This is a genomic window from Robertmurraya kyonggiensis, from assembly GCF_005116465.1.
GTDB classification, from domain to species: domain Bacteria; phylum Bacillota; class Bacilli; order Bacillales; family Cytobacillaceae; genus Robertmurraya; species Robertmurraya kyonggiensis.
The window spans coordinates 1623498-1643953 of sequence record NZ_SWBM01000001.1; the positions used below are offsets into that span (position 1 = coordinate 1623498).

Sequence of the window (20456 nt, forward strand, 5' to 3'; positions counted from 1 at the left end):
AGATCCAAGCTCTCTTTATTTGATGAATTATTTTAATAATACAAGAAGCGTAACAACTATTATATACACGATGAGAAAAAGTCCAATTCCTTTAATTAAAAGCCGCCCATAATATTTCTTCCAAATTTCAGGAATGATGCTATCAGCACGATAACTAATGGTTTCCCTAATCCCTTTTACATCAATTGGAGATTTCATCAGTTCATATAACTCATGACATTCAGAACAATTTTCTAGATGGTCCTTCACTAGTTGATTGGTAACTTCAGAACAATCCCTTTCTACATAGAGGGGCAACAGATCACGTATTAAACTACATTTCATTTTCATCACCCTCTTGTTTACTTATGTACTTTCGAAGTTCAATTTTAGCTCGATGTAGATTTGTCTTGACCTTTGAAAGGGTCCAACCTGTAACTTCCGCAATTTCGTCATACGATAACTCTTGGTATTCTCGTAGGATTAATACGGTCTGAAAATCTTCTTTTAAGGAATAGACGGCTGACAAAAGCTGCGCTTGTTCTGTTTTTCTTGCAAGTACATCTTCTGGATTTTTGTATATTTTTTGTTCTAGAGAAAAGGTTTCTTCTAGGGAATACCTACTAAACTTGGTTTCTCGACGATACCAGTTTATAAAAGTGTGATGGGCAATCGTATACAACCATGTTTTAATACTCGATTTTCCTTTAAAAGAAGCTAGCCCATTAAATGCTTTTAAAAATGTATCCTGAGCAAGATCCTGTGCAAGCTCCTTTTGTCTTGTTCGCTGCAGCAGATATCGGAAAATCTCTTCATAATAGAGGGAATACAAGTCCTCCAAAGTTGTCCAGTTACTCATTTACCACAAATACCAAATGGACATCCAAATTGAAAGTAAAAAGAAAAGACAATAAATCATCGTCGTCATTATACGAATTCCCCATATTTTCTCACTATCTTCATGAAGGACTGGCTTTTCTTCCCGTTCTATTTTCCCTTTTTGACAATGGGTACAGTTCGCCTCATGCTCCATCATCCATTGTTTTGACTCACCCTCTACTTCTTCTTCCATGTACAAGTCATATAAATCTTGAAAAATAGCACATTCTTCATTTTTATTCATATAGAGAGACCCACTCTTTCGTTTCAACATCCACCAAGTACAGACGATGTTCTGACGTTTTATATGGTTGAATCACAATTAGCCATGCTAAATGTATCTTATCATTTTCGTCAACTACTTCTGTAAGCTTTGCCCTTGATGCGTATGGTGTGTACTCAAGCTCCTGTGCAACAGCTTCATATGCTTCTCTACTAGAAGCGTTTTTAATATTGTTGTCTTTTTCTCTATAATAATCGAACCCTTTATCATACATAAAAAGTGGTTGTCCTTCTGTGTAGCCAAATTGGTGTACATAAGTAAGCTTCATTTCATCAGGATCTTTTTCTCTCCATTCCCAAAAATTAGAATGACGTTCTCTTTGCCATTCCTTTGTCTTAACTTTCTTTTGCGCTAGTATTTTGGCTTCTATCTCTTCAAAATTGCCCTGTCCTTGACTTTCCAGGCTCCCACTGAAATATAGAATTTCACCAGTTCGTCCATCTATAGTAATGAGATGATTATTATTAGTAATAATGTATATCTCAATCGTTCGATTACTATAGCCGTATTGAACATCATCAATTACATATTCTGGCCTTTTTTGACCAAGTAATTTGTACCATTGATTTAGAACAGATTCTATTATCTTAGTATCAATTCTGACATCCTTAAGGGTCTCGATTGAATAAATATTTAGGTTTTCATGAAATTCTACAAGGGATTCCTTTTCCCAACTTATTGTCGTGTTCATAAACCCCTCAGATAACTTTGGCTGCATTTCAATTTTAACTCGTGATTCTTCTTCAGTGACAGAAATATTAATCTGATTATCTGGAAGTAAAGTTCTTCCCATCTTTTGTAACAATTGTTTGGAACGAACAATATATTCATCATTTGATAACTCATTACCTACCGGTTTAGTTCGACGATGGAGATTAAACACTTCCCCAGAGATTCCATGAATATCTACTGCGTAGTTTTCTGATTGAAAAAAATACCGATTGTGAAAATCCTCTGTTTCAGACTGTTGTAACATGAAACGCCGATCACCTGTAATAATTGTTGCTAACTCTTTTGCTTCTTCTAACTGAACTAAATTAGTTGATTCGTAGTAACGTAATCTTACTTCTGCGTCCGTTTTTGCAAGGGCCGCATCCGCCACATTATAAAGTGGATTACATAATACTAAAAATATACAGGCTATCGCTAGTGAAAATGGCCGTTTAAAGCGTTCTAACTGGCCAACTTCTCTCCTTTTGAATAGATGATAAGTCATTAATAAACCAAGGAAAATAATTAGATTGGATATTTCCATAATATCAACACCGGTATCCTTGCGAAGGGCAAAAATAAGCAAACAAACAAAGAGGACGACGACATAAAATGGAATAATTGTTAGCCAACGAATTTCCCAATAATTCAAGAAAAATAAAATCAGACATCCTATGAGTATCAGTAAAATGATAAGAAATACGGTAATCTCAGAACGTTCTACTTCGCCTTTTACCATATAAATAACCATACTAGTAAGGAACTGCAAGGCAGGGAGCGTTAATACAGCAATATCAAGTATGTAGAAAATACCTTGGTTCTTTTTTTGCTTAAGCGTTAAGATATAATAAAAACCGACAACGATTATGTAACCGAAAAATAAAAATTGCAAAAACTGACGTAGTGACGGCTGTCTATCGTAATAAATATTGGCAATTTCAGTTATATTTGCCTGATGTAGCATTTCAATCGACAATCCAATTAATAAGGCTAATCGTACTGCAAAACCTACATAAATGGATACTTTTGTATTGTCCCACTTTTTCACAAAGAAAGATATCATTCCATAAATAGCTAAAGCTGTTAACGTCCAAAGAATAATCCCTTTACTAAAATGACTTAATAAAAAATAGTTTTCAATATGTAAAACAAACCTGCTTATCAATTCCATATTGCATCACCTTCTTATTTTGTGTTCTGAGCTCTTAAAGTGTAGACAAATGAGCTAGCAAAAAGTTTCAAAAAAAAATGCCCAAACCACGAAGTGATTTGAGCGTTGGTATTATTAGTGTAAAGAAAGTTCCTCTTTCAATTGAAAATCGTTAAGTGAGTGAGACGTGATTTTTGAATTTGACAAGGCATATAGAGTATCGCCGACATAGACCAGACGTTGAATTTCATTCTCCCATTCTTCATATGGTTCATTGCCTTTCATATGAGAGATTCTTGACTTTATCTTAAAACCTTCCTCGCTATCTACACTAAGCACATACGCACCTTGAAATTCAAACTTTTGATCAAATTCACTACCTTCAACCTCTTGATAAACATTAATTGGAAAGGCAAAAAGATTTTTCTTTTTATCAAACAATAATGCTTTATGGTCATAATTTAGAGGTGAATACGTCCCCCTCCCACCAATGATTTCCGTAAACTTCTCCTTCGGGTTCTTCATATCCGATACATCAAACAGGGATAACTTAACCCCTCCTGTTAAAATCAGTGGCTCTTTTGAATCTTTGGTTGTTACAGATTTCGTATCATAACCAAAGCCAATAAGATGATTCTCATCATACGGATGAAGGTAATTACTGAATCCAGGAATCTTCAATTCTCCTAACACCTTAGGGGATTCTGGCTCAGAAGTATCAATGACAAATAACGGATCTGTTTCCTTGAAAGTAACAATGTATACACGATCACCCATAAACCGCGCAGAATAGATTCGTTCTCCTCGAGCTAAATCCTCAATAGAACTGACTTGCTTGAGATTTTCATCAAAAATTAACAGATTATTAGAGGAAGGACTTTCTCCATTCCAGGATTCCCCTTCTGTAGTGGCAACGCGGAAATACCCGTTATGTTCATCCATTGAAAATTGATTTAGAATACTACCTTCTAACTCAGTAGAGCTATTAAATTCTACTTTAAGTCCATCAATTGAAAACTTATAAACCGTGGTATTTACACGATCTTCTACCGGCCCATCAATTAAGGGTCTAATTCCCCAATCTCGTACGGCTAAGTATAAATTTTCTGTAGACATATACATTTGATCGCCACTTCCTAGATAAGTTGTAACAGATGCTTCCTTATCAGGTTTTTCTAGGTCAAATGCGGAAATCAATGTATAATTTGGTTCCTTTGAGTCAGGGAAGTATTGAATATCGTCATAATCAACGACCAAATTTTCATCACTCACCTTACTATCTGAATAGCGCGGTCTTAAATCTATCTCATCATTTTCTCGAAGGATCCAATATTGTGGATATTGATTCGTCACCAAATAGACAAGACTACCAATTTTTCTCGCTGAAACCATATATCCATCTAACGTGAGCGTTCTTTCTTCCTTTGGATTACTTGGATCTGCAATATTATAGATGATCGCTTTTGTCTTATCTGTAGCTGGCGCAATCATTTTCTTCGCAGAACCTTCTTCTTTTATGTTCATTTCCTCATAACTATACCCAATGACTAATAGTCTATCCTCATGTAAGAAAAGCTGAGAAGGTGTAAAGTTTTTTGAAAATAATAGAGGATCTAACTTCTTCATTTTAGCACCATTCGTTGTTTCGATAATATTAACCTTGTTATCAGTGATCTGATAAATATGACTACCATTTGTTTTGACAATATCTGTTTCATCGACCCCTTGAACCTGGATATTTGTTTCTGATACATCTTGTGAAACTTGTTTCTCCACAGCACCAGCAGCACTATCTGCCGATTCATTTGACGATTCCATCGTCTCTACCCTTATGCCAAATTTAGATTGCCCTTCTTCTTCTGCTTCCATAATGCTAGCAAAATATTGATCAAGCTTATCCTTTGAACCGATAATTGGTAAGGATTCCTGAACAACAAACTGGATCGTTTGGTCCGAACTCATCCCTCTACCAAAAACGGATTTAACCTCATCTCCGACATGTAGTGTATAAAATTTTGCCTTTAAGTTATATCCCTTCTCAGGGGGACTTACCTTTAAGGTCTTTTTATCCGCACTAAGAGAGATTTTGGCGTTAATCTTTTCTCCTTTTTCATTTGTCACATACACCGTGTTCTCATTAACTGTTTTTTCATCTATTTTTTCAGAAAATGACAAATTCCATGTTTTGTTAACAAGGACAACGGTCGATTCATCATCTGTATTCCATCCACTTACCAGTTTCAATTGCGTGATAAAAAAGTAACTCGAAACAACTACGACCAGAACGATAAACACTGCAACACTTATCCATTTAATTTTCATTCCAACCCTCCTTGATTTTAAAGCGCTTTATTTTCTTTGACTTTGTTTTCCTATATAAAGTTACAGTCTCGTTACAAAATAATTTTCAACATAGAGTAACTAGAATTTGAGGAGAGTGTCAGTTCTATTTTAAAATGGAGGTAGATTAAATGGAGGAGTGGGAGAATGTCAAAATCAGAAACGGTACTATCACATTTTTTATCACACAGAGAAGTTACGAAAGAACTCGTTCATAAAATTGAGGAAAATCAATACGACTTCAAACCAACAGAGACATCAATGCGCACACAAACATTAGTGAAACATATGATACATGCCTTTTATGCCTTTGCAACCATAGCACAAACTGGAGATCCTTCATTTTTATCGAAGAAACCTGTGGATCAGGAAACAAACCTGATTGATTTAGTGGAAAAATACACAACCTTAACGATCGAAACCATTCGCTCAATAAATGATGATGACCTATTACGGGAAATCGATTTAACGAAACAATTTGGTAGAAAATTAACTTCAAAGCAACTATTACAAATGGCTATCGACCATGAAATTAACCACAAAGGAAACTTATTTGTATACTTACGATTAATGGGAAACACTGAACTCCCTTTATTTGTGAAGAGATAATCGAAAAAGAACCACCTTCAAACCAGAGAAGGTGGTTCCTTACTTCAGTTACTTTCTATTGCTTTTTTAGCCAGTATTTGAATGGTCATATCATCCATCGGTGGATTATGTAGACCTGCACGCACATCACGATAATAACGTTGTAGCGGATTTTGAAGAGAAAGGCTTCTAGCCCCTACGATTCTCATCGCTAAATCTACGACCTCAATCGCTTTATTCGTAACAGTTAGTTTCACTGCACTTAACTCAGGGTTAAGTTTTGCCTTTTCCTCTTCTGTAGACGCATCCCATTGTTTAGCAACAGAATAAAGAAAAAATTTAGCTTCCATTAAAAGCAGCTCCATTTGCCCGATTCGTTGCTGAACAGTTGGGATATCCGCAATCGTACCTGCAATGCTATTTGGAGAGTAGCTTTTAGCAAACTGAATGGCATACTTCTGTGCTGCTTCAGCAATTCCTAAATAACAAGCTGGTATATGTAAGAGCCATCCATTGGCCCCTTTATTCCCTGGGACAAAACGTTCGACATAATCATCCTCTCCTACTTCAACATCTGTTAGCACGAGATCATGACTCCCTGTTCCTTTCATTGCAATACTATCCCATGTTTCTTCAATCTCAACTCCCGCACGGGAACGGTGGACGAGAAAATTACCGGTTTCTTCTGAATCTTTAACAGAAGCGCTGACGATAAAATAATCGAGCATCGGAGATAACGTGGTGAACGTTTTTCTCCCATTTATCTTCCAACCAGCCTTAGTTTTCATCGCTGTTGTAGTCGGTCTTCCCCCTCGTGTGGGACTACCTGTCTGTGGTTCACTCGCTGCTCCGTTAAGTAAGGCTCCCTTTTTCACTTCTTCTAGTACTCGCTTAAAAACCTCTTCATTCCACAGCCTTTTTTCAGCTAGATTTTTGATAATGCCCAAATGCCATCCGATTGATAAAGCTGTAGCACCATCTCCAACAGCGATTTGCTCCTGAAGTCGAACGAGCTCATAAAGAGAAATTCCTTCACCCCCATATTCTTTAGGAACAGTTAACTGTGTATATCCAGAGTCGATTAACTCTTGAATATTCTCGTACGGAAAAGAACTTTCCTCATCCACTTTTGCCGATCTTGCTGTAAACTTCTCCGCCATATCACTCATTAGCTTGATTTTTTCCTCTATTGTACCAGCCTCAAGAAATTTCAAAATATATCCCCCACTTATTAAGCCTACTATTCTTGTAGGAATTACTTTATCTATATTATGGATCTTATATCACTAGCTTCGCAAGTAAAAAGAAATGCTGACCTATAAAGGTTGCAAAACCTTTATAAGCCAGCATCTTATTTATTATTTTTTCCCTTTACCTTTTGGTTCTTTTTCACCTTTTTTAAGCTTATAAAGCTCAATAGTTTCGGTCGTCTTGTTTCCTGCGATATCGACAGCTTCAAACGTGAACGTGTTCCAACCGTCTTCTAGCTCTAAAACATAGTCCTCAAAAGTTTTAGAGAAACTTCTCATTGCAAATGGCTCTTGGAACTGTTGATAGAATTCTTCATTTCCGTTCAAATAGAAACGAATTTCATCAAAATTATCCGTCACCTTCACATCAACAACTGGATTTTTCCCGTTGAATTTGATGTATTGATCTTTCGGTACGCCTTTAACTTCGATAACTGGTCCTGTTGCATCGACAATAATGTCTCGCTTAATAGAGAATTCATTTCCTGCATTATCAATTGCTTTAACAGTCAAGCGATGGAAGTTATCCTCAACTTTAATTGTTGAGTCAAACTCATAGCGCTTTGTTGAAGCATTGTATTGAACAGGAATTTCTTGACCTGCAATTGTAAATTCCTTCAATCCTGAACCTTCTTCAATGATGTACCCATTTACTCGGAGAACATTGCTATTATAGGATTCTAGCGCTTCTGGATTTAACAAATAGACAAATGGAGGAGTAGTTTCCACATCTTCTTCAGCAGGTTCAACCTCTAGTTCTGTCGTATTTCCAGCATTGTCATATGCAACAACTGTTATAACACTATTTTGAACTTCTTCTGGTAAAGCAAATTCATTCGCATCTCCAGCTAATGGAGCAGTTAAAATTGAATTTCCTTCTACTAAAATATCAATATAGGAAACTCCGGATCCATTTTCATTATCTTCTACATCTAACACAAGATTTCCGTCTTCACGCTCTGCTTCAATATTAGGTTTCACTGTATCAACCTTGACTGGAATTGAGACAGACTGCCACTTAGCATTTGGATAATCAATTACAGCACGAATTTCATAATAGTACTGTCCATCTGCAGCTTGTGCATTATTTATTTTACCGTCCCATTCCCAAAGTGAATCCAGTGTATAATTTGGAGCTAAACCACCATCATAATAGTTTTTAACAATTTCATTTTCCGTTCTAACTTTTCGAACTTCTTTTCCATCTTCATCAAGTACAGCAAATTCTACTTGCTTCGCATTTCTTAAGAAGGACAGAATCGGGATGATTTCATCTTGGATATTATCTCCATTTGGTGAAATCGCAATATTGTCTTTGACTATAGTATCTGAAAGTGGATCATAACCTAAATAGTTATAGGTAGAGCCGCCATCATATACTGCACCGCCCATGCCATAAAATGACTCTTCGTCATATGCCATTCCGTCAATAATTGGAGCTTTATCCCATTCTCCTTTGAAGCCAACATAAGGCACAGTTAATGTTGGATTTACATCATCAATATCCTTTAAAGTTACAAATCCTTCAACGAAGTAGCCATTCGGGAATACACTGGATGCATCCACTAGTTCTCCTGTTGATGGTTCAACAACCTTAGCAGTACTTAAATCAGCTTCGACTTTGAAAGAAACAGAGCCATTTGCCGGTACTGTAACTGTTGTAGAAGCTTGTCCATCTACTAAAATAGTAGCATCGTAAATTGGTGCAGCCTCAAGGACATCTAAATCATAACCTAGTTCACCCCAACCAGCGAAGTCTGTTTGAAGATTGGCTGATACATCGTATGATACAGCTTCATTACTATAGTTTTTCGCAGTTAACGTAAATTCAAATTCATCGCCCACTTCTTTTAAAGGAACCTTGGCTTCATTTGTATTCTTTTCAGTAACAATGACTGGCGTTTTCAATGCAGAATGTAGCTGCATGATTCCAGCACCTTGTTTTCTAGGTGAATATGGATTATCCCATCCAAACACACCATTTACGAAGCCCTGATCCTTGATTGGACTAGAGGTATTCATCAGGATATTTTTAGCAATATTTACTCGGTCAAAACCGGTAACACCGAATTCATTATCCACTCTCTCTAGAACAAGTGCTGCTCCTCCAGATACATGTGGAGCTGCCATCGATGTACCACTCATCATGCCATATTGATTGTTTTCTAGAGTTGAATAAATTTGCCCACCCGGTGCAGTAATTTCAGGTTTAAAATCTAGGTTTGGTGTTAATCCCCAAGATGAAAACCCACTCATTTTTCCGCCCTCAGGGTTTGGAGCAGTTGTTTTCTCTCCATTGAAAGAAATTGTCACTGGCTTTCCAGCAGTTAAAGCTGCAGCAAGCTTGTCCCCATCGTTTTTCAACATAAATAATTGAGGAATGGTGATAGCAGCATCAGATTGCATGTTCACATAACCATCAGCATTATTATAGATAATGACCCCTAATGCTCCAGCATTTTGAGCATTTAGAGCCTTGTCCACAAATGCAAGCTCACCACGTTTAATCAATGCATATTTACCTGCTACATTTGAAAGTTCTTCTGGATATCCTAGACCGCCGTAAGCAATTTCAAATGATTTTGTTGCAACGTCATTTGGATGGACGCTACTTGCTGATAAAAATGGTGCTTTTTCAGCGACTCCATCAATTGTGTAGTTAACTGCATCCAAATCCATAAATGTATTTTCTACCGACGCAACCTGTAAAGAATCGTAGGAAATACCAGGTGAACCTGATACCCCGATATCTGGGTTTGTTGCCCATGGATTAGCCCAGCCATTTCCAAAATGAGCTGAATTTCCCGCAGAAATAGACATGAGTATGCCATTATCTACTGCTCTTTCAATAGCTTTTTGTTCTTGTGTTTCAGCGTTAACAAAGCCTGAAGTAGAGCCTAAGCTCATATTAAGAACGTCTGCCCCTAAAATAATCGCATCATCAATCGCCTTCACATAAATATCACTATACGTGACAGCTACTTCAGGATCATTTCCAAATACTTTAAGTGCTAACAATTGTGCTTCAGGTGCTATTCCTTTGATCCCACCATTTTCTTCATCACCATTGGCCCCTACGGTACCCGCAACATGCATGCCGTGCATCGATGCTCCTGGTGCAATATCACGAATAACATTGTTTTCATCCATATAGTTATAACCGTAAGGTACCTTGTCTGAATAATACTTTCCTTTTAATTCATTTTCTTTCACATATTTATTCACAGAACTTTTTGTTAGTGCTATATCTTTTTTCGAGGAAACAACCATGTCACGATGCGTTGGATCGATACCAGTATCAATGACCCCAACAATCAACCCTTCCCCTTTAAAGCCATAATCTCTCCAAGCTTCTTGGGCTTGGACCATTTCTTTACTGTAAATCATGTCCGGAGTTTCTTCGGGTCTTTCATATTCAAGAGTAACTTGAACATTTGATACCTCAGGAAGTGCTTCTATTTGCTTGATATCTCCATATTTAACTTCTGCACTAAATCCGTTTACAACAGTGGTAAAGCTTTCTTTCTCTTGGAACTTTACATTTTTCTTCTTCACTTTGTCTTTAACTTTCTTTTGTTCAGCCAATTTCTCATCTTTCAGTTTTTTCTTCGTTGCTTCTGGAAGTTCCTTATAACGTTTCTTTTGCTTTTGAGCGTAATCAATTACAGGTTCACTCTCCAACTCAACAATGACACGAACAATATCCGAATCCTTATATTGTTCCTCTACTTCAGCTTTTGAGATAGATTTGATTGTTGAAGTCTTTGTCTCGTTCGTTCTTTCTGGTTGAGGTAATGTAGTCGCTGCGGATACAGAACTAGAAAAAACGAGCAAGAACATTAATAAGAATATGACTACTCTTTTCTTTTCCATAAAATCCTCCTTGTAGAATAATTATTTATTTTCTGAATATTTCTGTTCTAACGTATCATAACCAAATTCTTCTAAAACAGATACAAAAGACCTATAGAATTGAAAATATTCTGATTACAAAGCACTATTTATTCGCGTGTCCAACCACTTTTCGACGGCATTCTTTTTCATCTACCTTAAAAAGCTAATTTTCTACTTTCTAATTAGTAGATTAAAAGAAGGTTTTATAAGAAGGTAAAAAGATTCATCAGACCTATAAGCTCATCAATTTTTCTTTTAATTTTTATAATCGTATTGGAATCTAATCCAATTTCCTTATATAAACACCCTGATAAATACCCATATTTTCCGTCACCAGCTGTCTTTTTTTAGAAATTGGGCGTTTGGATTCGTTTACTTGTCCAAACCTATGGTTCTTTTTTTCATAAACTATAACGACAACAAAGGAGGCTTGTTGTTAAGCTGCTGGATGGAGGTGATCGAATGAGCTACGGAGGAAATGGAGGATACGGTGGAAGCTTTGCTTTGATTGTTGTTCTATTTATTTTACTTGTCATTGTTGGTGCAAGCTATTTCAACTACTAAACTAACCGTTCGCCAACACCAGTTTGCTTACTAAGAAAGATCAGCCTAATGCCAGAGGCTGATCTTTTGTTTGACTTATAATGAATGATTTATAGATTTTGTCCGTTGATAGTGTTATGATTTTAAATAATTATCCATTAGAGGAGCGGTAAAATTGCGGTTTACAGATAAATTCATGCAATCCAATATACCATTTTTATGCACTCCCATCATTGGTAAAACAAAAGAAGAACTAATTGATGAGATCGCGAGTGTAAGTTTGAAAAATCCGGATATCATTGAATGGAGAGTAGACTACTTTCAAGACATTCATGATTTTGAAAAAGTTGTAGAGGTCGCGCGTACTCTGAAAGAAGTCTCAAATGATATTCCATTACTTCTCACCTTGCGTTCTGTTGCTGAAGGCGGGAATCCAACTTCTCTTTCAACCATGAAAGTTGTGGAACTGCTTGTACATATATGTAAAACTAGCTTCATAGATTTAATTGATTTTGAAATAAACAACCCTGACGAAGAAATCCGACAAATTAAAAAGGCCGCAATTGAACATGATAAATTTTTAATTTTATCGTACCATGATTATTCTAAAACCCCTGCAAACGAAGAGCTCATTGAAATATTCAAAAGGGCACAAACTTTGGGAGCCGATGTAGCTAAAATCGCGGTGATGCCAAATGACCATGGCGATGTCCTCCGATTACTTGATGTGACCAATCAAGCTAAAGAAGTTCTTCAAATTCCTGTAGCTACGATGTCCTTGAACAGTCTAGGAGCGATAAGTAGAATGTTCGGTTGGGTATTTGGGTCAAGGCTTATTTATACAGTCGGTGCGAATAGTTCTGCTCCAGGGCAAATCCCAATTGAAGAAATACAAAGATTAATCAAGACAATTAGTACATATCAGAAATAGGATAGGGCCGACCACGTAATTTACATGGTTGGCCTTATTTTTATGTAGTCTTATATATTTTTGCAATGTTAACCACGATAACCTTCACAATCGAGTAAGCCGGAATGACAAAGATAACGCCGATTAATCCGACGAGATTTCCTGCAGTTAAAATTAACACAATAATTGTTAATGGATGAATATTTAATGTTTTACCCATTATATTAGGCGAAATGATATTGCCTTCAATTTGTTGGGCAATGACCATAATAATCGCTACATATAGCACCATCATCGGTTCTTGGAAAACAGCAACCAATATGGCAGGAATAACCGCGATATACGGACCTAAAAATGGAATAACATTTGTAAACATGCCGAACACGGCTAAAACAAGGGAATAATCGAGATCAATGATTAGATACCCTATGTACAGCAATACACCTACAATTAAGCTTACAAGCATTTGCCCCTGAATATAGGTAGCAATTGTTTTATCCATGTCCTTTAAGATCTTATGCACATGATCCTTTTTTGTTTTCGGGAAAAATACTGTGACGCTTTTCGCAAATCTTGGACTATCCTTGAGCATATAAAAAAGAATAAACGGAACAAGCACGAGTGCAAAAAGTGTATTAATGAATCCTCCGATGAATCCAAAAATCCCTAAAACACCATTTGCAATATTTCCTACATTATCTTGGATTTTCGTTTGTAAATCCTCAGTAGCAGAATTGATAGCATCCTGAACAAAACTCGGGAAGGTGTTCCTATTCTCTTGTACATAATTGACCCAATCTGTTACAGTAGCAACCATTGTCGGTAAGTTTTTAACGAAATTTTCCAACTGATCATTTATTGCCGGTGCCACTAATTTAACAACGCCATAAATGAATAAAGCGATGGCGACATAAGCTGCAAGAATCGCTACCCATTTTGGTACTTTTCTTTTTTCAAGAAACGTAACCAACGGACGGCACAAATAAAACAAAATTCCCGCTAAGACAAAAGGTAGAAAAATTGTCTTAATCAACACTACCACTGGGACTAACAAGAACTGATTCACATTGAGTAAAAATACAATAAGTAAAAATAATATGATGGCCAGCATCACTTTAAACCATCTTTTTTCCAATAATGACACTACACTATTCACATCCTACATTTGACCAAATTTTTCCTCTCTTGAATATATCAAGCTTTCGTATAAAAATCCAATCAAATCTAGAAAAAACGGATGGTTTCCCATCCGCATACTTTACACATTTACTGTCTTCGCTGCTTGAATCAATTTTTCAATCTCATCTAATTTATTTTCTTGAAATAAATCGACGATCTTACTTCCCACTACTACCCCATCACAATATTGCCCCATTCCTTTTACCTGTTCCGGTGTGGAGATTCCAAATCCGGCTAAAACAGGAATCGGACTGACGCTTTGGATCTTCTTCAAATAGTCCCCAACTTGTTTGTGAAAATCAACTCTAGCCCCCGTTATTCCTGTTACCGTAACAGCATAGAGAAAACCTTGGCCCCTCTTTGCAATTTCTTTAATTCGCTCCTCAGAGCTAGTCAACGTTACCAAACGGATTAATTCGATTTGGGCAACATTTAGATGAGATAGGATTATCTCCTCTTCTTCAATCGGTAAATCTGGAACAATTAGGCCATCCACACCTGCTCTACTCGCATCTTCAATAAATGAGTTGATGCCATATGCATAAATCGGATTCATATACGTCATCACAATGATTGGAATGGATACAATCGGACGCAAATTTAAAATAGTTTCGAGTACTGCCTTTAATGTCGTCCCTTCTTTTAGAGAGCGCAACCCAGCAGCTTGAATAGTCGGTCCATCTGCAACTGGGTCGGAAAATGGGATTCCAACCTCAATTGCAGTTGCCCCACATGATTCTAAAAAGACGATCCGCTCCATTAACGAGTCTAGTCCACCATCGCCTGCCATGATATACGGAACAAATGCCTTTTTATTTTTCTCCTTTGTGCGTTTCAATGCTTTTTCTAACCGATTCATTCAGCAGCCCCCTCCAATCTTGTTTTCACCGTATGAACGTCCTTATCGCCACGGCCTGATAGGCAAACAACGATCCCTTCATCAGCACTCATTATTTTGGCAAGCTTAATTGCATAGGCTACTGCATGCGCACTTTCTAATGCTGGAATGATCCCTTCCAATTTGCAAAGAAGCTGTAACGCCTCCAGAGCTTCATCATCCGTAATGGAGTTATATTCAACTCTCCCAAGATCATGTAAATAGCTATGTTCAGGACCAACACCAGGATAATCCAAACCAGCCGAAATGGAATGTGCTTCTTGTATTTGTCCTGCTTCATCCTGCAATAAATACATCAGCGCCCCATGCAACACACCTGGCTTTCCTTTTGTTAGTGAAGCTGCGTGTTTATCTGTATCGAGGCCTAATCCAGCAGCTTCAACACCATAGAGCTTAACCTCTCGATTTTCTATAAACGGATAGAACATCCCCATGGAGTTGCTGCCCCCACCAATACAAGCGACTAAGCCTTCCGGTAACCTTCCTTCTTTTTCAAAATATTGTTCCTTCGTTTCTTTTCCAATCACACTTTGAAAATCTCGAACCATCATTGGGAACGGATGTGGGCCCATGACAGAACCTAGTATATAGTGAGTATCATTCACATTCGAAACCCAGTAACGAAGAGCTTCATTACATGCATCTTTAAGCGTTTTGCTTCCAGATGTAACGCATTCGACTCTCGCTCCTAACAGCTCCATACGAAAAACATTCAACTGCTGACGTTTGATATCCTCTTCTCCCATAAAAATCACGCATTCAAGATTTAAGAGAGCACAAACAGTGGCAGTTGCGACCCCATGCTGACCTGCCCCAGTCTCAGCAACAATCTTTTTCTTGCCCATCCTTACAGCAAGAAGCGCTTGCCCGATTGTATTATTGATTTTGTGAGCACCGGTATGATTCAAATCCTCACGCTTCAAATAAATTTTTGCTCCACCTGCGAAATTGGTGAGATTTTCAGCAAAATAAAGTGGGGTCTTTCTACCAACATAGTCTGTTAATAATGAATTCAATTCTAAATGAAATGCTTCATCCTTCATCGCAACCTTATAAGCTTCTTCTAGCTCTTTCACCGCTTGCATAAGTGTTTCTGGGATAAATCTCCCTCCATATATTCCAAAATGTCCTGTTTCATTCGGTAATGTATATGTGCTCATCTTACTTCCTCCCGTCTCTTCGCTCTTGCTAAAAAGTTCTGTATTTTTGCTAAATCCTTTTTCCCCTCTGTTTCTACTCCACTGCTCACATCGACCATGTATGGATTTGCTATATTCATTGCTTCTTCGATATTTTCAGGACTTAATCCTCCTGCAAGAATAATTTTCTTTCCCGTCTCTTCGAATTCAGCTAATAGGTTCCAATCAAATTTCACACCGTTTCCACCCCGATATTTTCCCTTTGGGCTATCAAGAAGGATGTAATCACAATTGTATTGTTCGATTTTTCCTAAATCGACTATTGTCTCAATGCTTAAAGCTTTTATGACTGGAATGGAAAAAGCCTCACAATCCTTAGGAGATTCATCTCCATGTAATTGCACGTGGGTTAAACCAGTTTGATTGACGATTTCCATAATAACTTCTGGCTTTTCATTTACAAATACTCCTACCTTTAATACATGTTCAGGTAGCTGATTAATGATTTCCTTTGCAAGTTCAGGAGTAATTTTTCTTTTACTCTCTGCAAAAACAAAGCCTAGAGCATCTGCCCCCTTCTCGACCGCATAGAGCCCCGTTTCCACATTCATAATTCCACAAATCTTCACCTTCATCGCTTCATTACCTCGACTAAGGGAATCTTCATTGTTTTGATCACATCGCGCGGACTTTCATGCCTCATAAAAGTCTCACCTACGAGAATGCCGTTTGCACCTGCATTTATTACCCTTTTTACATCATCGGTCGTTTTAATCCCGCTTTCGCTGATTAAAAATCGACCCTCATTTTTAATTAATGGAGCTAACCCTTCCGTTACATCTAAATTAACCTCAAACGTTTTTAGATTACGATTGTTAACACCAATCAAACGATTATTTGTTTTTAAAACTCGTTCAGCTTCCTCTTCATTGTGAACCTCCATTAGTACATCCAATTCTTTTGCAATTGCATACTGATAAAGAGTGTTTAGAGTTTCATCATCCAAGGCTGCGGCAATTAGAAGAATAATATCTGCTCCCGCTTGCTTCGCTCTATCAATTTGGATGGGATCGATAATGAAGTCCTTGCATAAAATCGGATTGTCAATGGTAGCTCTGACGTGAGTTAAATCAGTCATTGTTCCTTTAAAAAAGGTTTGATCTGTTAACACTGAAACGGCATCAGCCCCAGCGTCCACGTACAATTTTGTTTGAACACTTGGGTCAATGTTTGGATTGATATCACCTTTTGATGGTGAGGCCCGTTTAAACTCCGCAATAATGGATAAGTCAGTAGCTCGTTCTAGTTTTTCGATAAAAGACCTTCTCTGATTGACTTCTAGACTAGCTGGACGAATCTCCATTCCCCTAAGCTCTTCTACTTCCTTCTTTTTCACGGCAATAATCTTATCTAGAATCGTCTCCATTTAAATCACCTCTGCCTTAAAAACTTTACTCTTTTCCACCAGTCTTTCTAATTTTTCAAGGGCTGCACCTGAATCAATGCTCTCTACCGCAAGCTGTACGCCTGCTTCAATCGTTGGTGCAAGACCGTTTGCAAAGATTCCTATGCCAGAATTGAGAAGCACCGTTTCTCGATAGGCTCCTTTTTCACCATTCAGGACTCTTAAAAGGATTTCAGCATTCTCTTTGGAATCTCCGCCTCTAATAGCTTCATTATCGTAGACAGCAAACCCTAACTCCTCTGGATGAAGAATACGGTGTTCAATTTTCCCATTGTCTAATATCGCTAAATGGTTTTCTCCTGCTAACGAAGCTTCATCCATAAAGCCCGCTCCATTTAGGACTACTGCTCTTTTTCGACCTAATGTTTTTAAAACTTCAGCAAACATTCCAATTAGATCTCTTCGGTAAATACCAAGAAGTTGAGAATCCAATTCAACTGGGTTTGTTAAGGGGCCGATTAAATTAAAGACTGTAGGAATTCTTAAATCTTTTCGAACTTTCATGATTCGTTTAATTTTCGGATGAACATATGGAGCAAATAAAAATGTGATTCCGACTTCATGAAGTAGCTCCATCGAGACTTCCGGCTGAAAATCCAAGTTCACACCTAAATATTCGAGCACATCCGCACTTCCAGTTTTGCTTGTGATGCTCCGATTTCCATGCTTAGCAACAGTAGCACCAGCACCGGCCATAACAAAAGCAGAGGTCGTACTTATATTAAAGCTTTTTGAGCCATCCCCACCAGTGCCACAGTTATCGATCAAATTGGGAATTTTCGTTTGAAAAGGAAGTGCCTTTTCTCTTAGGGCCTCGACAATCCCAACAATTTCTTCAACGGTTTCTCCCTTTGTTTTCAATCCAACCATAAATCCAGCAATCTCACTATCTGTTGTTTCATCAGAAAAAATTTGCTCCATCGCTTCTTTCATCTCATACTGTGACAATGATTCCCGTTCAGATAAACGCTGTAGATAAGTTCTCATTTTCCTTCTCCTTTCGAATCTCTTCTAGAAATTTTCCTAGCAACTGCTTTCCTGTTTCAGTTCCAACCGATTCAGGATGAAATTGTAAACCGTATAACGGATAATTTTTATGCTTTATTGCCATAATTTCGTGATCGTCCATCGATTCACCTAACACTTGAAACTCATGTCCTAGAGTTCCTTTTTCAATAACGAGAGAGTGATAACGCATAATTTCGATTGGAACTGGCAGCTGGTCAAATAAGTCAGTACCTTGATGTGTCATCTGTGAGCGTTTCCCATGCATAATGGTTTTCGCCTTAACAACATTCGCACCAAATGCAGAGCCAATTGCTTGATGACCAAGACAAATGCCAAGAATCGGAGTCTTTTTGTAAAAGGATTTAATAACCTCTACACAAATCCCGGCATCCTCTGGTCTTCCCGGTCCAGGTGACAAGCAAATAGCTTCTGGATTTAAGTTCGAGATTTCTTCTAATGTGATTTGATCATTACGCCTCACAATTATTTCCTCGCCTAACTCACCAAAATACTGATACAAATTAAAGGTAAACGAATCATAATTATCAATTAATAAAATCATTTGTCATCCTCCAAAAAGGCCTTTAGTTTGTGAAGGGTTTCTTCGTATTCCTTTTCTGGCACCGAATCATAAACAATCCCTGCTCCAGCCTGGATATACACATCTTCTCCCTTCATGACCATAGTTCTTATCGCAAGAGCAAAATCCATATTTCCATTTGCCGATAAATAGCCAATCGCACCTGAATAGACGCCTCGTTTAACTTCTTCTAGCTCATTGATGATTTCCATCGCTCGTATTTTTGGCGCACCAGAAACAGTTCCCGCTGGCAAACAAGCAATTAAGGCATCGAGTGGAGTATATTGATTGGTCAGGGTTCCACTCACCTCTGAAACCAGATGCATAACATGCTTGTATTTCTCAATCACCATGTATTTATCGATTTGAACGGATCCAAATTCACTTACTCTGCCGATATCATTTCTTCCTAAATCAACAAGCATTTGGTGCTCAGCTAGCTCCTTTTCATCAGCCAAAAGTTCCTTTGCTAAGCGTTCATCTTCGTCAGGAGTTTTCCCTCTCGGCCTCGTACCTGCAATAGGGTTGGTGACAACCTTGTTGTTTGTTGCCTTAATTAAGCTTTCAGGAGAGGCTCCAGCCACAATGTAATCCTCAAAATCAAGGTAATACATATAAGGTGAAGGATTTTGGATTCGAAGCTTTCGATAAAAGGAAAACGGGTCTCCATCAATCTTGGCTTTCATCCGTTGTGATAAAACGACCTGAAAAATGTCACCTTCAACAATGTACGCCTTCGCTTTTTTCACTTTTTCGATAAACTCTTCTTTAGGGATTGAAGGTTCAAACGAAGAAAGCTTTACTGACGGTTGTTCATGGTCCGTACCTGTTAAAATCTCTTTTTTCCTTTCTAGAAGACGGATTTTCAAATGATCTAGCTTAGTCGTTTCTAACAATTGAACCCCAACTAGAAAGACCTTTTGTTGTAAATGATCAAAGACAACAAGCTCTTCGAACATCATAAAGTGGACATCCGGAAGGGAGAATTCATCAAGTGGAGTCTCTCCAATCGATTCATAATGACGAATGACATCATAACCGACAAAGCCAACCGCACCGCCAACTAAAGGCATAAAGTCAGGAACATCCTCTAAATTTGGCACAAGCCCTTTCAATACTTCGAGGGGCTTCTCACTGATTACCTCTTCTTGCCCATCTTTTAAAACAACCGTACTTCCTTCAACGCCTTTGATTTCAAACGCAGGACTTGCTCCAATGAAAGAATATCTACCCGACGCCTCATATTTTAATGAGCTTTCTAAAAGGAATTTCTTTTTTCCGGAAAGCCTTTGAAAAATCGAAATCGGTGTTAATGTGTCTCCTTGAAGTTCTTCAATTATCATTTTTTGTTCTTGCAGCTTCGTCATTAGGACTGTTCTCCCTTCCTTCAAATAAGTAAACGCTGTTTTCGCAATGCATGTGGTTTTTTTCGTAAATGTCCTAATTTATTTCTTCGAAAAAAATCCAGAAACCGACATTTACCCTTTTTACTTGGCACTGCCACCATTTGGTTGGTTTAGAGTCACACATCATTTTTGCATGGCACTTTTCGCTTCTCCCATATGTTTTTTAAGTAAAACAAGTAACTTGTTTTCCGAACTACGATTCAAAAGCAGCAATGATCGCGAAAATGCCTAAATAAAAAAAGTCCTCTATAAAC

Annotated in this window: 18 protein-coding genes; 3 read left to right on the forward strand and 15 right to left on the reverse strand. The window is 37.7% G+C overall.

What is annotated here, in order from left to right; translation table 11 throughout:
- Positions 1-27: 27 nt before the first annotated feature.
- From FA727_RS08115 to FA727_RS08135, 5 genes are all read right to left on the reverse strand, one after another.
- Entirely contained in the window at positions 28-324 is a 297-nt protein-coding gene (locus FA727_RS08115) for a zf-HC2 domain-containing protein (protein WP_158318818.1), read from the reverse strand.
- Positions 314-838 (reverse strand): sigma-70 family RNA polymerase sigma factor, encoded by a 525-nt coding sequence (locus FA727_RS08120; protein ID WP_136830402.1) that lies wholly within the window; start codon positions 836-838, stop codon positions 314-316. The genes FA727_RS08115 and FA727_RS08120 overlap by 11 nt, the downstream gene beginning before the upstream one ends.
- On the reverse strand, positions 839-1102 hold the full coding sequence (locus tag FA727_RS08125; protein WP_136830403.1) for a hypothetical protein: 264 nt from the start codon (positions 1100-1102) through the stop codon (positions 839-841).
- Complete coding sequence (locus FA727_RS08130) at positions 1095-3023, reverse strand: hypothetical protein (protein ID WP_136830404.1); 1929 nt, start codon at positions 3021-3023, stop codon at positions 1095-1097. Before FA727_RS08130 ends, FA727_RS08125 begins: the two co-directional genes overlap by 8 nt.
- Before the next feature lie 114 nt (positions 3024-3137).
- Complete coding sequence (locus FA727_RS08135) at positions 3138-5324, reverse strand: beta-propeller domain-containing protein (protein ID WP_158318819.1); 2187 nt, start codon at positions 5322-5324, stop codon at positions 3138-3140.
- 165 nt (positions 5325-5489) lie between these two features.
- Between FA727_RS08135 and FA727_RS08140 the strand changes: the two genes are divergently transcribed.
- Positions 5490-5951 carry a DinB family protein gene (locus FA727_RS08140; protein WP_136830405.1) on the forward strand — a complete coding sequence of 154 codons (462 nt, stop codon included), beginning with the start codon at positions 5490-5492 and terminating at the stop codon, positions 5949-5951.
- A gap of 44 nt (positions 5952-5995) precedes the next feature.
- Here FA727_RS08140 and FA727_RS08145 read toward each other — a convergent pair whose 3' ends face one another.
- Positions 5996-7144 (reverse strand): acyl-CoA dehydrogenase family protein, encoded by a 1149-nt coding sequence (locus tag FA727_RS08145; protein WP_136830406.1) that lies wholly within the window; start codon positions 7142-7144, stop codon positions 5996-5998.
- Positions 7145-7288: 144 nt separating this feature from the next.
- Positions 7289-11053, reverse strand: a complete 3765-nt coding sequence (locus tag FA727_RS08150; protein ID WP_136830407.1) for a S8 family serine peptidase — start codon at positions 11051-11053, stop codon at positions 7289-7291.
- A gap of 483 nt (positions 11054-11536) precedes the next feature.
- On the opposite strand from FA727_RS08150, the gene FA727_RS08155 reads away from it, so the two are divergent.
- Both FA727_RS08155 and aroD read left to right on the forward strand, forming a co-directional pair.
- Complete coding sequence (locus FA727_RS08155) at positions 11537-11638, forward strand: YjcZ family sporulation protein (RefSeq protein WP_136830408.1); 102 nt, start codon at positions 11537-11539, stop codon at positions 11636-11638.
- A 175-nt stretch (positions 11639-11813) separates the two neighbouring features.
- Positions 11814-12548 (forward strand): type I 3-dehydroquinate dehydratase, encoded by a 735-nt coding sequence (gene aroD / locus FA727_RS08160; protein WP_158318820.1) that lies wholly within the window; start codon positions 11814-11816, stop codon positions 12546-12548.
- Between the two features lie 40 nt (positions 12549-12588).
- On the opposite strand, the gene FA727_RS08165 is transcribed toward aroD, so the two are convergent.
- From FA727_RS08165 to trpE, 8 genes are all read right to left on the reverse strand, one after another.
- The gene (locus FA727_RS08165) at positions 12589-13671 is read right to left on the reverse strand and encodes an AI-2E family transporter (protein WP_136830410.1); all 1083 of its coding nucleotides are present in this window, start codon (positions 13669-13671) and stop codon (positions 12589-12591) included.
- 114 nt (positions 13672-13785) lie between these two features.
- Positions 13786-14565, reverse strand: a complete 780-nt coding sequence (gene trpA / locus FA727_RS08170; RefSeq protein WP_136830411.1) for a tryptophan synthase subunit alpha — start codon at positions 14563-14565, stop codon at positions 13786-13788.
- Complete coding sequence (trpB, locus tag FA727_RS08175) at positions 14562-15764, reverse strand: tryptophan synthase subunit beta (RefSeq protein ID WP_136830412.1); 1203 nt, start codon at positions 15762-15764, stop codon at positions 14562-14564. The genes trpA and trpB overlap by 4 nt, the downstream gene beginning before the upstream one ends.
- Complete coding sequence (locus FA727_RS08180) at positions 15761-16378, reverse strand: phosphoribosylanthranilate isomerase (protein WP_136830413.1); 618 nt, start codon at positions 16376-16378, stop codon at positions 15761-15763. Before FA727_RS08180 ends, trpB begins: the two co-directional genes overlap by 4 nt.
- A complete protein-coding gene (trpC, locus tag FA727_RS08185; protein WP_136830414.1) occupies positions 16375-17169 on the reverse strand; it encodes an indole-3-glycerol phosphate synthase TrpC in 795 nt (264 codons plus the stop codon). Before trpC ends, FA727_RS08180 begins: the two co-directional genes overlap by 4 nt.
- Positions 17170-18195 carry an anthranilate phosphoribosyltransferase gene (gene trpD / locus FA727_RS08190; RefSeq protein WP_136830415.1) on the reverse strand — a complete coding sequence of 342 codons (1026 nt, stop codon included), beginning with the start codon at positions 18193-18195 and terminating at the stop codon, positions 17170-17172. It lies immediately after the preceding gene.
- A complete protein-coding gene (locus tag FA727_RS08195; protein ID WP_136830416.1) occupies positions 18167-18778 on the reverse strand; it encodes an anthranilate synthase component II in 612 nt (203 codons plus the stop codon). Before FA727_RS08195 ends, trpD begins: the two co-directional genes overlap by 29 nt.
- Complete coding sequence (gene trpE / locus FA727_RS08200) at positions 18775-20163, reverse strand: anthranilate synthase component I (RefSeq protein ID WP_136830417.1); 1389 nt, start codon at positions 20161-20163, stop codon at positions 18775-18777. The genes FA727_RS08195 and trpE overlap by 4 nt, the downstream gene beginning before the upstream one ends.
- Between the last annotated feature and the right edge of the window lie 293 nt (positions 20164-20456).